The sequence below is a fragment of the Rhizobium sp. BK312 genome (assembly GCF_014193605.1).
In the GTDB taxonomy this organism is placed as follows: domain Bacteria; phylum Pseudomonadota; class Alphaproteobacteria; order Rhizobiales; family Rhizobiaceae; genus Rhizobium.
The window spans coordinates 55,415-69,962 of record NZ_JACHZP010000003.1 but is presented as its reverse complement, the minus strand read 5'-3'; the positions used below and the strand labels follow the sequence as shown (position 1 = coordinate 69,962).

At 61.3% G+C, this 14,548-nt stretch carries 14 protein-coding genes; 6 read left to right on the top strand and 8 right to left on the bottom strand.

The window, feature by feature from the left end; all coding sequences use genetic code 11:
- Window positions 1–3: 3 nt before the first annotated feature.
- A complete protein-coding gene (gene guaB, locus FHT85_RS08910; protein ID WP_112335356.1) occupies window positions 4–1,488 on the bottom strand; it encodes an IMP dehydrogenase in 1,485 nt (494 codons plus the stop codon).
- Between the two features lie 307 nt (window positions 1,489–1,795).
- On the opposite strand from guaB, the gene FHT85_RS08905 reads away from it, so the two are divergent.
- Window positions 1,796–2,713: an alpha/beta fold hydrolase gene (locus FHT85_RS08905; protein ID WP_112409978.1), complete on the top strand. Its 918-nt coding sequence runs from the start codon at window positions 1,796–1,798 to the stop codon at window positions 2,711–2,713.
- Window positions 2,714–2,825: 112 nt separating this feature from the next.
- Window positions 2,826–3,506 carry a glycerol-3-phosphate 1-O-acyltransferase PlsY gene (gene plsY, locus FHT85_RS08900; RefSeq protein ID WP_112409977.1) on the top strand — a complete coding sequence of 227 codons (681 nt, stop codon included), beginning with the start codon at window positions 2,826–2,828 and terminating at the stop codon, window positions 3,504–3,506.
- A gap of 53 nt (window positions 3,507–3,559) precedes the next feature.
- On the opposite strand, the gene FHT85_RS08895 is transcribed toward plsY, so the two are convergent.
- Window positions 3,560–4,432, bottom strand: coding sequence for an MBL fold metallo-hydrolase (locus tag FHT85_RS08895; protein ID WP_112398728.1), 873 nt, complete (start codon window positions 4,430–4,432; stop codon window positions 3,560–3,562).
- 346 nt (window positions 4,433–4,778) lie between these two features.
- On the opposite strand from FHT85_RS08895, the gene FHT85_RS08890 reads away from it, so the two are divergent.
- Entirely contained in the window at window positions 4,779–6,209 is a 1,431-nt protein-coding gene (locus FHT85_RS08890; protein ID WP_112409927.1) for an MFS transporter, read from the top strand.
- Window positions 6,210–6,289: 80 nt separating this feature from the next.
- Here the strand turns inward: FHT85_RS08890 and FHT85_RS08885 are convergent, their stop codons facing one another.
- The 5 genes from FHT85_RS08885 to FHT85_RS08865 all read right to left on the bottom strand — a co-directional run bounded on the left by FHT85_RS08885 (window position 6,290) and on the right by FHT85_RS08865 (window position 10,796).
- Window positions 6,290–7,027: an RlmE family RNA methyltransferase gene (locus FHT85_RS08885; RefSeq protein ID WP_112335353.1), complete on the bottom strand. Its 738-nt coding sequence runs from the start codon at window positions 7,025–7,027 to the stop codon at window positions 6,290–6,292.
- Complete coding sequence (locus tag FHT85_RS08880) at window positions 7,024–8,604, bottom strand: Ppx/GppA phosphatase family protein (RefSeq protein ID WP_112409926.1); 1,581 nt, start codon at window positions 8,602–8,604, stop codon at window positions 7,024–7,026. The genes FHT85_RS08885 and FHT85_RS08880 overlap by 4 nt, the downstream gene beginning before the upstream one ends.
- 146 nt (window positions 8,605–8,750) lie before the next feature.
- Window positions 8,751–9,554, bottom strand: coding sequence for an anti-sigma factor family protein (locus tag FHT85_RS08875; RefSeq protein WP_183774059.1), 804 nt, complete (start codon window positions 9,552–9,554; stop codon window positions 8,751–8,753).
- Window positions 9,547–10,191 carry an RNA polymerase sigma factor gene (locus FHT85_RS08870; protein WP_246779934.1) on the bottom strand — a complete coding sequence of 215 codons (645 nt, stop codon included), beginning with the start codon at window positions 10,189–10,191 and terminating at the stop codon, window positions 9,547–9,549. The genes FHT85_RS08875 and FHT85_RS08870 overlap by 8 nt, the downstream gene beginning before the upstream one ends.
- Before the next feature lie 62 nt (window positions 10,192–10,253).
- Window positions 10,254–10,796, bottom strand: a complete 543-nt coding sequence (locus FHT85_RS08865; protein WP_112398722.1) for a tetratricopeptide repeat protein — start codon at window positions 10,794–10,796, stop codon at window positions 10,254–10,256.
- Window positions 10,797–10,993: 197 nt separating this feature from the next.
- Here FHT85_RS08865 and FHT85_RS08860 point away from each other — a divergent pair, with 197 nt between their 5' ends.
- The 3 genes from FHT85_RS08860 (at window position 10,994) to FHT85_RS08850 (ending at window position 13,908) form a co-directional block, all read left to right on the top strand.
- Window positions 10,994–12,046 (top strand): type III polyketide synthase, encoded by a 1,053-nt coding sequence (locus FHT85_RS08860; RefSeq protein WP_112409923.1) that lies wholly within the window; start codon window positions 10,994–10,996, stop codon window positions 12,044–12,046.
- Window positions 12,046–12,543, top strand: a complete 498-nt coding sequence (locus tag FHT85_RS08855) for an isoprenylcysteine carboxyl methyltransferase family protein (protein WP_112335347.1) — start codon at window positions 12,046–12,048, stop codon at window positions 12,541–12,543. Before FHT85_RS08860 ends, FHT85_RS08855 begins: the two co-directional genes overlap by 1 nt.
- Window positions 12,544–12,660: 117 nt before the next feature.
- Complete coding sequence (locus tag FHT85_RS08850) at window positions 12,661–13,908, top strand: FAD-binding oxidoreductase (protein ID WP_183774056.1); 1,248 nt, start codon at window positions 12,661–12,663, stop codon at window positions 13,906–13,908.
- A 60-nt stretch (window positions 13,909–13,968) separates the two neighbouring features.
- On the opposite strand, the gene FHT85_RS08845 is transcribed toward FHT85_RS08850, so the two are convergent.
- The gene (locus FHT85_RS08845) at window positions 13,969–14,496 is read right to left on the bottom strand and encodes a gluconokinase (protein ID WP_112409921.1); all 528 of its coding nucleotides are present in this window, start codon (window positions 14,494–14,496) and stop codon (window positions 13,969–13,971) included.
- Window positions 14,497–14,548: the final 52 nt, after the last annotated feature.

Here is a 14,548-nt window from a genome sequence, read left to right as displayed (position 1 = left end):
CAATCAGCCACCTGCGCCGGGATAGTTCGGGCTTTCGCGGGTGATCGTGACATCGTGGGCGTGGCTTTCGCGCAGACCCGCGCCGGAGATGCGCACGAAGGTGGCGCGCTCCTGGAAATCCTTGAGATCGGCGCCGCCGACATAGCCCATGGCTGCCTTGAGGCCGCCTGCGAGCTGATGCAGCACGCCGGAGACAGGCCCCTTGTAGGGAACCTGGCCTTCGATGCCTTCCGGCACAAGCTTCAGCGTGTCGCGGACCTCGGCCTGGAAGTAGCGATCCGCCGAACCGCGCGCCATGGCGCCGACAGAGCCCATGCCGCGATAGGCCTTGAAGGAGCGACCCTGGTAGAGATAGACCTCGCCCGGGCTTTCATCCGTGCCGGCCAGCAGCGAACCAATCATGGCGGCGGATGCGCCGGCGGCGATCGCCTTTGCCAGGTCACCGGAGAACTTGATACCGCCATCGGCGATAATCGGGATGTTCTGATCCTGCGCTGCCTGCACAGCCGACATGATGGCGGCCAGCTGCGGAACGCCGACGCCGGCGACGATACGGGTCGTGCAGATGGAGCCGGGGCCGATACCGACCTTGACGGCATCCGCGCCTGCATCGATCAGCGCGCGCGTGCCATCATAGGTGGCGACGTTGCCGGCCATGATGCGGACGGAGTTGGACAGCTTCTTGACGCGGGTGACGGCATCGAGAACGCGCTGCGAGTGACCGTGGGCGGTATCGACGACCAGAAGGTCGACGCCGGCGTCGATCAGGCGCTCGGCCCGCTCATAGCCATCGTCGCCGACGCTGATGGCGGCTGCGGCGCGAAGGCGGCCCTGGGCATCCTTCGAAGCGTGCGGGTTCAGCTGTGACTTCTCGATATCCTTGACGGTGATCAGGCCGACGAGACGGCTGTCGCCATCGACGACAAGTAGCTTTTCGATGCGGTGCGTGTGCAGCAGGCGTTTGGCTTCATGCTGCTGAACCCCGTCCTTGACCGTCACGAGATTCTCGCGGGTCATCAGCTCGTAGATCTTCTGCTGGGGATCGGAGGCGAAGCGAACGTCGCGGTTGGTGAGGATGCCGACGAGGCGGTGCGACTTTTCGACGACCGGAATGCCGGAAATGCCATGCGCCTTCATCAGGCTGAGCGCTTCGGCGAGCGTTGCGTCCGGACCGATGGTGACCGGATTGACGACCATGCCGCTTTCGAACTTCTTGACCTGGCGGACCTCTTCGGCCTGCTGCACCGGTGTCAGATTACGGTGGATAACACCCATGCCGCCGGCCTGAGCCATGGCGATCGCAAGGCGGCTTTCCGTCACCGTGTCCATGGCGGCAGAGAGGATCGGGAGATTGAGCTCGATGTCCTGGGCGATGCGGGTGGCGATATTCGTCTGGCCCGGCATGACCTCGGAGTGTCCCGGCTGCAGGAGCACGTCGTCGAATGTCAGAGCATCCAACCCGGTTGACGTTTCAATGATGCGTGCCATGGCCAATTCCTTCGTCTGTGAAAAACAGGAAAGCCCGGAACGAATCGTCTACCGGGCGATCTTGCAAGTGTTGCTTGGAAGTTGGCGAGGGCTGGTAACACGTCTATGACAGGAAGGGAATAGCAAAAAGCAATGGGCAGGTATGCTAGCCTTGGCATGCTCATGTCCGAACAGCCACGTTGCAAGAACCGATCCGGCCAAGCAATTTCCGCGCCGCGCGAGTTTGAAGATTTCCACTTGTTGTCAAAAACCGGTTTTGTCATGTTAGAAAAATCACATGCGCATCTGGCCGGAAGAGGAATGGCACATGAAGAAGGTCACAGCCGGCGTTCTGGAAATTGCCTATCGTGAAAGCGGACCACTCGACGGCCAGCCGGTAATCCTTTTGCACGGCTTTCCATATGACATTCATGCTTATGACCAGGTAGTTGAGCAACTTGCTGTAGATGGATGGCATTGTTTCGTGCCGTTCTTGCGTGGATTCGGCTCGACGCGATTCCTTTCCGACGAGACCTTCCGGTCAGGAGAACAAGCCGCTCTAGGTGCGGACCTTCTGGCTTTCATGGACGCACTTGGCATCTCTTCAGCGACGCTTGGCGGCTATGACTGGGGTGGCCGCGCGGCGTGCATCGTTGCTGCACTCTGGCCCGAGCGCGTTCGCGGGCTGGTCAGTTGCGGAATGGGATACAACATTCAGAACATCGCCGCCGCCGCCCAACCCACATCGCCTGAAGAGGAATATCGCTATTGGTATCAATATTACTTTCATTCGGAGCGTGGCCGAAGAGGACTGACCGAGAAACGCCGCGAGCTTTGCCGTTTCATCTGGCAGCTATGGTCCCCCACATGGACTTTCGATGACGCAACTTACGAACAGAGCTTTGCGGCATTCGAAAATCCGGATTTTGTCGATGTCGTCATTCATTCCTATCGACATCGGTTCGGCGGCATTCCTGGAGATCCAGAGCTGCAGTCCATAGAGGCAGAACTGGCCAAGCAACCTGATATCGTCGTGCCAACCTTTGTTCTGCAAGGTGCCGACGACAGTGTCGATCCACCTGATGCAATCGACCACGCCGCGCGGCATTGCAAGGCCGCGTTTTATCAGCGGCGCATTATTGCAGGGGTCGGACACAATCTGCCGCAGGAGGCGCCTGCTGCTTTTGCAGACGCCATCCGTGCCGTTATGCATCAAGATAGTGGCCCCTTTCGCGACCGCTCCTGAGCTTACGCCGAGTCGCAGATATGCCAAACCTTGGCTTCAGCGGGGAATTCGACCTCCACGCTACGATAATTTCATGCGAATAACCGTTGAGGATACAGACAAGGTGGCACTTTTGACGTCCTGGATAGCGAACATCATTGGATGGGCGATCGCTTATCTCGTCGGCTCCATTCCCACGGGCTATCTGGCGGGAAAACTGCTCAAGGGCATCGATCTTCGGGAACACGGTTCCAAGTCCACCGGAGCAACAAATGTGTTACGTACTCTCGGGAAATGGCCTGCTCTTGCGGTGCTTGTGATCGATGTACTGAAGGGTGCTGGAGCGATCATCTTTGCCCGTTGGTTCTATCCTTGGCTCTGCACGCTGCCAACTGCCTCGTTGTCCACGGCACTTGATCCACGCAATCAACAAGCCTGGATGCCCTGGGCGGTTTGCTTGGCCGGGCTAGCCGTGCTGCTCGGGCACAGCCGCCCCATTTGGCTGAATTTTCGGGGCGGTAAGTCCGTCGCGACCGGATTAGGCCTGCTGCTGGCGATAGCTTGGCCGGTGGGCTTGGGCGCGGTAACGGTTTTTGGCGTCGTCCTGGCTATATTTCGGATTGTTTCTCTGGGATCAATCCTGGCAGCACTGACCGCGATTGTCCTTGTCTGCAGCCTGGAGCAGCCATTGCCCTATCGGCTGCTGGTGATTGCTGGCAGCCTTTACGTGGTTGTGCGCCATCGTACGAACATTCAGCGACTGCTGGCAGGAACGGAACCTCGTCTCGGGCGAAGTGCCGTGGTCCGGAATTGAAACGGGATCGCACATCCAGCATGTGCGATCCCGATTACCATAATTAGCTTATCTCAAACATCGAACTGGTAGCTTTTCGGAATGTAGCGGAAGCCTTCCGGCTGCTTTTCGACGAAACCGACGGCGGGGAAAGGCATGTGGAAGCCGAGGAAGGGGATGCGGTCGGCGGCGATCATGTCGAAGATGCGGCGGCGGGTCTTGGCCGCCTGCGGCTTGTCCATATCGAAGCGCACGTCCCAGTCCGGGCGGCCGAGCGAGAGGACATGGTGATTGGCGGTGTCGCCGGTCATGACGAGCTGCCTGCCGCCGGATTCCAGGTGGAAAACGAGATGGCCGGGGGTGTGGCCCGGCGCCAGCATGGCGGTCATGCCGCTGACGATCTGGTCACCATCCTTCAAGAAGGTCATCTTCTCCGCGAAGGGCACGACATTGGTGAGTACCGCCTTATGCCCGCCTTCCGCCGGCGTTCCCTCACGCGCCTTATCCGTCCAGAACCCATACTCGATCTCGCCGGTAACGTAGCGAGCGTTCGGAAACGCCGGGCCGCCCTCCTCCATCAGTCCGTTGATGTGATCGCCATGCAGATGCGTGAGCGCGACGACGGTGACCTGTTCCGGCGTGTAGCCGACGGCCTTCAGCCCCTCGCGAAAACGGCCGAGGCCACGCGCGCGTCCGGCTGCACCAAAGCCGGTATCGACGACGATCACGTCGGAACCGGTATCGATGATGGCGGGCGCATAGCTGTTCACGAGCTTTTCCGTCGGCAGGAAATTCTGCTCCAGCAATTTGCGAACCGTATCGGGGGCCTGGTTCGAGCCAAAGGTCTCCCAGGGATTATCCATGATGCTGGCGCCGTCCTTGACGACGGTTACGGTGCAGGATCCCAATTTGAACTGATGCGTATCCGGGGGCAGGACGGCAGTCATGAACTTACTCCTTGTGCTGATGCGCAACGTAAGCTGCGCCTATCGACGTCGTCGGCAGCAAGGGCCCTGGAACACATGCTGCTTGACCGAAAATTGGTCATGACAAGACGATCCGAATCCGCTAATACACCGAACGATGTTTTATGCGTTTAGCATTTACATGCTCTTAGCATATGTCAAACCCTGTGTTCCGCGCCAGCGACAGCGGCCATCACGAAGACGTGATCCCCAAGCATTCATGGAGCAAGATCCGGGATTGGCAGCGGCCTCGCATAGGACTACAGAGCGGCTGATCGCGCCAATAGCGATAGCCTTACCGCAGACAGACCTATCGAGGCAGATGCCTATGAATCGCATCGTTCCATTGATCCTCGCCGTCGCTCTCTTCATGGAACAGATGGATTCCACCGTCATCGCGACAGCGCTGCCGGCCATCGCCAACGATCTCCATGTCGGCCCGATCACGCTCAAGCTGGCCCTGACCTCCTACATGGTGTCGCTGGCAGTTTTCATCCCGATCAGCGGCTGGATGGCGGATCGCTTCGGCGCGAAGAACATTTTCCGTGTTGCCATCTGCGTCTTCGTCATCGGTTCGATCATGTGCGCCTTTTCGGGCGGCCTGCTGGAATTCGTCTTCGCCCGCTTCCTGCAGGGCGTTGGCGGCTCGATGATGACTCCGGTCGGGCGCCTTGTGCTGGTGCGCACTACGCAGAAAAGCGACCTGGTTTCGGCCATGGCGCTGCTTTCCATCCCGGCGCTCGTCGGCCCGCTTGCCGGCCCGCCGCTCGGCGGTTTCATCACCACCTATGCTTCCTGGCACTGGATCTTCCTGATCAACGTTCCCGTCGGCATCCTCGGCGTGATCTTGGCGTCAATCTTCCTGCCTGAGGTGGAAGCGACCAAGCCACCGAAGCTCGATGTCATCGGCTTTCTTTTGACGTCCTTTGCCGCCTCCGGGGTCGTTTTCGGCATGTCCGTCATCAGCCTGCCGGCGCTGCCGCCCTATATCGGCATCTCGGCCGTCGTCATCGGCTTCGTCTGCGGCTTCCTCTATATCGGCCATGCGCGCCGACACCCGGCGCCGATCCTCGATCTCACGCTGCTGAAGAACGCCACCTTCCGCGCCTCGGTGACGGGCGGCACGCTGTTCCGCATCTGCATCGGCGCCATGCCGTTCCTAACTCCGCTGATGCTGCAGCTCGGCTTCGGCCTTAATCCGTTCCAGTCCGGCCTCATCACCTTTGCCGGCGCGATCGGTGCGATCTCTACCAAGTTCATCGCGCGCCGCGTCTTCACCGCCGTCGGCTTCAAGACGGCGCTGCTTTCGGCTGCTGCCGTCACGACAGTCACGACGATCTGCACCGGCCTTTTCCAGCCGTGGACGTCGCATCTCATCATTGTCGGCATCCTGCTGATCGGCGGCTTCTCGCGCTCGTTCTTTTTCACCGGCATCAATGCGCTCGCCTTTGCCGATATCACCGACAAGCAGGCAAGCCAGGCGACATCGATGAGCTCGGTCATGCAGCAGATCAGCCTGGCGCTCGGCGTTGCCGTCGCCGCCATGATCCTGGAAGCCTCGACCTTCTTCAACGGCACGCAGCTACAGGTTCGCGATTTCCATATCGCGTTCTTCTGCATTTCGATCCTGACCGTGGTCGCCACCATCCCCTTCATCCGCATGGATCGCAGCGCTGGCGCCATGGTTTCCGGCCACAAGGCTGGCCTCAAGCGTGTCGCAGTGGTACAGCCGCAGGTGGAGCAGACGGCCGCAAAGTGATGGTCCAGCCCTCATTGCGCTTCAGCCAAACGGCAGCGCAATGAGGGTTTCGTCAGTTTAGCGATTGAGGGTTGCCGGATTTAGCGGTCGGCGGCGGATTGCTCTTCTTCCGTCTCGCCTTCCAGCTTCCGGCCCTTGAAGCCTTTCGCCAGCAGGAACATTTCCACCGACTCGGCTCTGGATGCGCCGGGCTTTACATGGACGACCTGACGGAAATTCTGCTTGAGGAAGGTCAGCAGGTCTCGCTCCGTGCCGCCCTGGAAGGTCTTGGCGAGGAAATGCCCGCCTTCGGCCAGCACCTCGACGGCGAAATGGGCTGCCACTTCACAGAGATGCATCGTGCGCAGGTGATCGGTCCGGTGATGACCGGTCGTCGGCGCGGCCATATCCGACAGCACCAGATCGGGCGTACCTCCGACCGCATCGATCAGCCGCTGCGGCGCATCCGGCTCCAAAAAGTCGAGCTGCAGGATGCTGACGCCAGGAATCGGCGCCATTTCGAGGAAGTCGATAGCGGCGACGCGAATATCCTCCTCGGTCGAATCGGTCACCTTGGCGGCGATCTGCGACCAGCTGCCCGGAGCGGCACCCAGATCGATGATGCGGCGAGCACCCTTGAGGATCTGATGCTTCTCGTCAATCTCCAGCAGCTTGAACGCGGCGCGGGCGCGGTAACCTTCAAGCTGGGCGCGCTGCACATAGGGATCGTTGATATGGCGCTGCAGCCATTGGCGCGACGAAGCCTTCAGCTTCTTTTTCTTGACGCGCTGGCCGAGCTTGCGGCCCGTGCGGTTGCCGGCGATGGTTGGCTTGGTCACGTCTGCGGCCCCTTCATATCCCTCGGTCGATGACCCCGGCGCGAGCGGCCCCGCCGCCAAACGCCATCGTCTGCCATCATGTCGGTCAGCAATCCCTCGCGTAGGCCGCGATCGGCAACGCGCATACGCGGGCTCGGCCAGCGGCGGCGGATCGCCTCCAGAATGGCGCATCCCGCCAGCACCAGATCGGCGCGATCCGGTCCGATGCAGGGATTGGCGGCGCGGCCGGCAAAATCCCAAGACAAGAGCTTGGCCTGCATCGCGCTCACCTCGTCATCCGACAGCCAGACGCCGTCGACCCTGCGCCGATCGTAACGCGGCAGATCGAGGTGAACGCCGGCAAGCGTCGTCACCGTGCCCGAAGTTCCGATCAGGTGGAAGTCGCCGCTGTCGCGTGCTGCGCCATGCACCGGCGGGCAATCGAAACGCTCGAGCATGCGCTGGACTTCGCACACCATCGTCTCGAACAGTTCAGGCGTTACATCGCGACCGCCATGCCGCTCGGAGAGCGTGACGACACCGACGGGCAGCGAGGTCCAATGGGTGATGTGATTGGCCAGCCGGCTGGAGCGATTCTCGCCGATACGGATGACGGCAATTTCGGAGGAGCCGCCGCCAATATCGAACAGAACGACAGAGCGCGCCTCCGGTCCCACCAGCGACGAGCAGCCGGAAACGGCAAGCCGTGCCTCGGTCTCGCGATCAATGATTTCGAGCTGGAGTCCTGTTTCTTCGGTCACGCGCGCAAGGAAAGCTTCGCCGTTGTCCGCCGCGCGGCAGGCTTCGGTCGCGATCAGCCGCATGCGCCGGATTTCGCGTGTCTTCAGCTTGGCCGCGCAGATGCGCAGCGCCTCCACAGCCCGATCCATGGCATCGCTCGACAGACGTCCGCTGGCTCCCAGTCCTTCGCCGAGGCGCACGATGCGCGAAAAGGCATCGACCACCCGGAACTGGCCGGGGCGGGTCGGCTGCGCGATCAGCAGGCGGCAATTGTTGGTGCCGAGGTCGAGGGCCGCATAGAGGTCGAGTGGCCGGGAATCGGCGTCGGCATAGTGATGATGTTGGCCCTGCCCTTCGCGGCGCGGCGGCGATTGCCTGATCTGGCGATGCTCATCATGGGCCGCTGGCGCATGCGCGTTCGAAGGCGCATTGGCAGGCGCGACGATCTGCGCCACTTTCTCATGCACCAGAGGCCGGCCCTGCAGGCCACGCTTGCTGCGATGCTTGCGCCGGTTCTTGCCGCTTTTATGCGAAGACGGATGGCCATGATCCGGCGAGGCACGATGCTCAGCCGGTGCCGAAAGCTGCTGTGTCTGGGAAGCAGGCTGCGCGCCACCTTGGGCTGCGCGCGCACGGCGCCGGCGCTTACGCTTTTTGGCCGGTAAGCCGGCCTCATCCTCTGCTGGGCGTTGCGCCACCTGGCCGGACTTGCCTGCCTGGGCGGCCTCCGCAGAATGAGCGTTCGGACGGCCGTGACCGCGCTTACGCTTCGCGCGCCGGGAGGATTTACCCTTCCTGCGCTCTGCTGCCGACGCCCCGTCTGCCTGCGGCGCTAGGCCGCTGTCGGGGTCACTCACGTATCTTTTCCACCGCGCCGCGCAAGGCCCCTGAGGGTATGCTGCTGGCGCTCGTTCGATTTTCGTTGGGCAAAGAATACCAGCAGGATGGGTTTTCGCCAAATTCTTTTTGAATCACGCCATTTTAGTCGCGTGCCAAACAGCCCTCAGGCGACCAGATGCGCCCTGATATCAGCCGCAAGTTGCGCCATCCGGTCGATCGGCGCATGCCCGATCAGCATGAAGGCGTGGGTGGCGCTCGACCAATAGACGACATTCATGCCCTTGCGATTTTCCATGTCCGGCGCCGCCGCACCCTTGGCGGATCGGACGATGCAGAGCGCCATGGGACCGCTTTCCGGATCGAGGTAGGCGATCTGAGCCAGCGGCTTGCTGTCATAATTCAGAATCTGAGCACGCTTGAACTCGATACCCGGCATGGCGACGGCTTCGGGCGCCAGCGACAGATTCAATTTGGCGCCGACTTCATTCAATTGCGCAACCTGTTGCGCATGATCACCGGCCGGGGCGCTCAGCGTATCCGCCGTATAGAGCGAGAGATATTCCGCCACTACGGCACGCCATTCCGCATCTTCGTCCGGTTTCGAAAGCCGGTGGCCGAGGCCGATCACGGCACGGTCGACGGCAATGGCAGCGACGAAGCTTGCGGCGACGGCCGCAAGGAAACCGCGGCGGCCGAGGCCGGCAGTGCTGGCTTTGCTCTCCTCTCTCAAGGGAATGCCGGCAAGCATGGCATCCAGCCTCGCAGCCGGAGCCTCGGCAAGCATCGGCTGGAATGCCTCTGCGAAGGGCAAGGTGCTGCGCGACAGAAAATCGAATCGCTCCGCCACGCGCTCGTCGCCGGCGATCAATCGTTCGATCCGCTCGCGCTCGGAGACATTCAGCTCGCCATCGATGAAGGCGGTGAGCTGCTCGTCCGAGGGCATCTGTCCTTTATGCGATTCACTCATTTCCATTCCCCAGTCGCTCACCTCCGGACGATTTCCCGTCAGCCGCCATTCCCATGCCCTCGGCGAGTTTCGCCCGCGCCGCCGCCAGCCGGCTCATGACCGTTCCGATCGGCACATCAAGAACGTCAGCCACCTCGCGATAGGAAAGCCCTTCGACATAGGCCAGGAACACCGCAGTGCGCTGCGCCTCCGGAAGGGCCTGAACGCGCTGCAACACCTGCCCGGCCAAAATATGCGTTTCGGTTTGCCGAGCACCGTCGAAAACCAGCGTCTCGTCGGCTTCGACAAAGCCCTGCCCCATACGCACGCGGCGCGAGCGGACCTCGTTCAGCCAGATCGAATGCAGGATGGCAAAGAGCCAGCGATCGAGCCGCGTGCCCGATGTGAACTGAGCCGCTCGCTCCAGAGCCCTGACGCAGGTCGCCTGCACGAGATCGTCGGCCACGTCACGCTGACGCGACAGCACCACACCATAGCGCCACAGCCGCGTCAGATGCTGGGACAGTCCCGCCCTGATATCCTCTTCGCTCGCTATGACAGCCTCCGCCATTCCCGCATGTCCGGGAGCCGCCGATCTTTTTGGCGGCTCCGCTGCCGTCAGACTATAAGCGGAAATTGCGCCACGAGCGACTGGCATCACTCCCATATCCCTCGTAAAGCTCCCTGCTTGCCGTCTTTATCCCCGGCGCTTACCTGCGATCACAGGCTGGACGGATTCATGATCGCGGCGTGAAGATCGCGATATTCCTCGCAGCTCGTATTGCCGCAGAGCGTCTTGATCGTGCTCAGCTGGTCCTTGGCAAGGTCCATCTGGCCCTTGATGACGTAGGCTTCGCCGAGATATTCACGAACCAGCGTGTACTTCGGATCCATGGCGACAGACTTCTGGTAATAGGAAATGCCTTCGTCCGTGCGGCCGAGTTTGCGGGTGGCGTAACCGCGATAGTTCAGTGCTTCTGCCGTATTCGGGTTCTTCATCGTGTCGAGAACCGCCAGGGCTTCCTCGTAACGATGATCCTTCTTGGCGAGCGAGTATGCATAATCCGCGCGGTTTTCGTCCGTGACGTTGGCGCCCTGCTGCTTGACGCACTTCTTGGTCTTCTGATCGTAGATCTCGCCCTTCTTGCAGGTCGGCGTCGTGCTGGAATCGTCGCCGGCAGCAAAGACCGGGATGGCGAAAGCGCCGAGGGTCAGGCTTGCGCCGAGAGCGATGGAAGCCAGGCGAATTGCTTTGGTCGTCATGGAATGTCTCCTTGGCAAAATGAACGTTGCGAGGGGAGAACACACCATCGGCATCTTTTATTCGGACGATGCGAAAAATTTTTTCGGCGCATCCCAAGCCGGGACGCCGTCACTCTTTCGTGACCGCTCCGGCATCGAATAGACCACCCTCACCACGTGTTTCCATCCCACGCCCCTCAAGGGCGTAGGAGAAACTCGTGACCGATACCGTCAAACTTCTAAGCCTTGCCGTCGCAACGCCCGACAACATCATTCTCCAGACCGACGCTGCCGAGACGGCGGCCCGTCTGTTCTCGGACCGTTTTCAGGACTTCAAATATCTCGCGCGCGTGTTCGAGAGCACCGGCATTCGCAAGCGCCATGTGGCGCGGCCCCTTTCTTGGTTCGAAGAGCCGCACGGCTGGCAGGATCGCATGGCTGCCTATGTTGAGGTGGCCTCCGAGCTTTTCCGCCGTTCTGCAACGGCAGCGCTGCAGCGGGCCGGTCTTGAGGCCAGAGAGGTCGACTGCATCGTCACGGCTTCGTCCACAGGGCTCGCGACGCCGAGCCTCGAGGCACGGCTTGCGGGCGAGATGGGCTTTCGCCTGGATATCGAGCGCGTGCCGATCTTCGGGCTCGGCTGTGCTGCCGGCGTATCCGGCCTTGCCGTTGCAACGAAAATGGCAAGAAGCCGGCCAGGCGCCGTCGTACTCTTCGTCGCGATCGAACTCTGCTCGCTTGCCTTTCGTCTGGACGAGCTGACACGGCCCAATATTATCGCAACCGCGCTGTTCGGCGATGGCGGAGCGGCCTGCGTGCTCCGGGCCGGCGAAAGCGGCATTGCGGAAATCGAATCGACCGGAGAACATCTTTTCCCCGAGAGCCTCGGCATCATGGGCTGGAAGATCGACGATACCGGCTTCGGTATCATCCTCGAGCAATCACTGCCGGTCTTTGCCGAGACGCATCTGAGGAGCGCGGTTGCGGGCATTCTGGAGCGATCCAGGCTTTTGATCTCCGATGTCGACCGCTTCATCTGTCATCCGGGCGGCGCCAAGGTGTTGGCGGCGCTCGAAAGCGCGCTCGGCCTTGAAGAAGGCTCGCTCGAAATCGAACGCGAGGTGATCCGCGACTACGGCAACATGTCCTCGCCCACGATACTGTTCGTGCTGGAGCGCGCCATTGCGGCCGGCTTGCCGGAGCGTTCCGCCCTGCTTGCCATGGGGCCAGGATTTTCGGCAAGCTGTATTACCCTGAGGAGAGTCGCCTGATGCTGTGGCCGTCGATCGCGCTTCTGGCCTTCGTGACGCTGCAGCGGCTGGCGGAGCTTATCTATGCCAGGCGCAATACCGCAGCGCTCCTTGACCGCGGCGCTCGGGAATATGCGCCGGAGCACTATCCCTTCATGGTGGCGATGCACGCAGCTTGGCTGATCGGATTGTGGTTGCTCGCCATCGGCCGGCCTGTCGATCTCGTCTGGTTCCTGCTCTTCATGGTGCTGCAGGGACTGCGCCTCTGGGTACTGGCGACACTGAAGGATCGTTGGACGACGCGCATCATCATACTGCCCCGCGCGGCGCTGGTGACCAAAGGACCCTATCGCTTCCTCAGCCATCCGAACTATACCGTCGTCGCCGGCGAGATCGCTGTCTTGCCGCTCGCCTTCGGCATGCCGCTTTACGCCGCGATCTTTTCGCTGCTCAACGGCATCATTCTTGTGATCCGCATCCGCGCCGAAAACGCCTGCCTGAAACAGAGTGCGGCCTGACCGCATTTTTCAATTGCGCCGGCGAAATTTGGCAGGCATTTTCGATGCTTAGAGCGCGGTCAGACAATACGGAACGACCGAGCGGCAATGCATTAGGCATGCGGATAGCAGGATAAAATGACAAAGGACGCAATCGTTCTCGGTGCGGGCATCGTCGGCGTTTCGACGGCAATCCATCTGCAGCGGCGGGGACGGCAAGTCGTCCTCGTTGATCGCCAGCCACCAGGCCAGGGAACATCCTTCGGCAATGCCGGCCTCATTCAGCGCGAGGGCGTCGTGCCCTACGGCTTCCCGCAGCAATTCGGCCTGCTGCTGCGCTATGCCTTCAACAATCGCATCGACGCGCATTATCATCTGCACGCTCTGCCGGCGCAAATCGCCTTCCTCGCCCGCTATTGGTGGAACTCCAATACCAAGCGCCACGAGATGATTTCGCGCGCCTACGCGCCGCTGATCGAACATTCCGTCAGCGAGCACAACGATCTCATCGAAGCCTCGCATGCCGAAGAGCTCATTCGCAAGAACGGCTGGGTGGAGCTGTTCCGTTCGAACGGGAAGCGCGACGCCGAGTTTGCCGAGGCCGAACGACTCAACCGCGAATTTGGCATCGGTTACGACGCGCTGAGCGGTGCGGAGATCACAACCATGGAGCCGCATCTCAGAGGCAATTTTTCCGGCGCGCTTCGCTGGCGCGACCCCTGGTCGGTGCTCGACCCGCACGGGCTGACATCAGCCTATCGCCGATATTTCGAAAGCATTGGCGGGCGTGTGACGACGGGAGATGCCGTTTCGCTCGGAATGGCCGGCTCGGCCTGGAGAATGGTGACGGCGGAAGGGTCGATCGAGGCGGAGGATGCCGTCGTCGCACTCGGCCCCTGGGCCGATATCGTCACGAAACGCTTCGGCTATGCCTTCCCGCTCGGCGTCAAGCGCGGCTATCACATGCATTACGCCACCGAGGGCGACGCCATCCTCAATAACTGGACGCTGGATGCCGAGCGCGGCTATCTGCTGGCGCCGATGAGCCGCGGCATCCGGCTGACGACCGGTGCCGAATTCGCCCTGCGCGATGCTCCGAAGACACCGGTCCAGCTCGACCGTGCCGAAGCCGTCGCGCGCACCACCTTCCCGCTTGGCGAGCGGCTCGATCCGGAACCCTGGATGGGAGCACGGCCTTGCACACCCGACATGATGCCGATCATCGGCAAGGCACCGCGCCATAACGGCCTATGGTTCGCCTTCGGTCATGCCCATCACGGGCTGACGCTCGGCCCGGTGACCGGCCGCGTGCTCGCCGAGCTCATCACCGGCAAGAAGCCCTTCATCGATATTTCGGCTTACGCTCCGGGCCGGTTTGCGCCCTGAGCCGTTCTATCTCACGCAATTCCGGACGGAAAACCGCTACGCACTTTTCCTGGAATCGCTTTAGAGGACTGCCCGGAGGCTTTTGACAGACGCATCGACGATCTCTTCGATCGTGGCGTCGATGTCGACGGTGACGACACCGGGCTCGCCCGTCGGTACTTCCAGCGTCTGCAATTGGCTTTCGAGCAGCGAGGTCGGCATGAAATGCCCCTTGCGCTTGCCCATGCGCTTCGTCAGCAGCTCTTTGGAGCCTTCGAGATAGATGAAATAGAGATGACCGCCGGCGGATGCCCGCAAGCGCTCGCGATAGACGCGCTTCAACGCCGAGCAGGTCACGGCAACGCCTTCGCCTTTCGCAAGGCTTGCCGATATTTCCTGGCCGATCTTTTCGAGCCACGGCCAGCGATCCTCATCCGTCAGCGGAATGCCCTTGCTCATCTTCTCGACATTGGCTGCCGGATGCAGGGCATCGCCTTCGATGAAATGGATGCCGAGCTTGGCCGCCACACCCTCGCCGATGGAGGATTTACCGCTGCCGCTCACACCCATGACGATGATGGCAAGCGTGGTGTCCTGATTATCGCGCATAGGCCTATCCGAAATGATTGATTTCAAACCGGGCACGGCCGCTCTTCAGCCA

Excerpts from the sequence above, each read along its gene's own strand:
- FHT85_RS08850 (WP_183774056.1), top strand. The coding sequence starts at position 12,661 with ATGACAAAGGACGCAATCGTTCTCGGTGCGGGCATCGTCGGCGTTTCG.
- guaB (WP_112335356.1), bottom strand. The coding sequence starts at position 1,488 with ATGGCACGCATCATTGAAACGTCAACCGGGTTGGATGCTCTGACATTC.
- FHT85_RS08865 (WP_112398722.1), bottom strand. The coding sequence starts at position 10,796 with ATGACGACCAAAGCAATTCGCCTGGCTTCCATCGCTCTCGGCGCAAGC.
- FHT85_RS08905 (WP_112409978.1), top strand. The coding sequence starts at position 1,796 with ATGAAGAAGGTCACAGCCGGCGTTCTGGAAATTGCCTATCGTGAAAGC.
- FHT85_RS08875 (WP_183774059.1), bottom strand. The coding sequence starts at position 9,554 with ATGAGTGAATCGCATAAAGGACAGATGCCCTCGGACGAGCAGCTCACC.
- FHT85_RS08870 (WP_246779934.1), bottom strand. The coding sequence starts at position 10,191 with ATGCCAGTCGCTCGTGGCGCAATTTCCGCTTATAGTCTGACGGCAGCG.
- FHT85_RS08845 (WP_112409921.1), bottom strand. The coding sequence starts at position 14,496 with ATGCGCGATAATCAGGACACCACGCTTGCCATCATCGTCATGGGTGTG.
- FHT85_RS08890 (WP_112409927.1), top strand. The coding sequence starts at position 4,779 with ATGAATCGCATCGTTCCATTGATCCTCGCCGTCGCTCTCTTCATGGAA.
- FHT85_RS08895 (WP_112398728.1), bottom strand. The coding sequence starts at position 4,432 with ATGACTGCCGTCCTGCCCCCGGATACGCATCAGTTCAAATTGGGATCC.
- FHT85_RS08855 (WP_112335347.1), top strand. The coding sequence starts at position 12,046 with ATGCTGTGGCCGTCGATCGCGCTTCTGGCCTTCGTGACGCTGCAGCGG.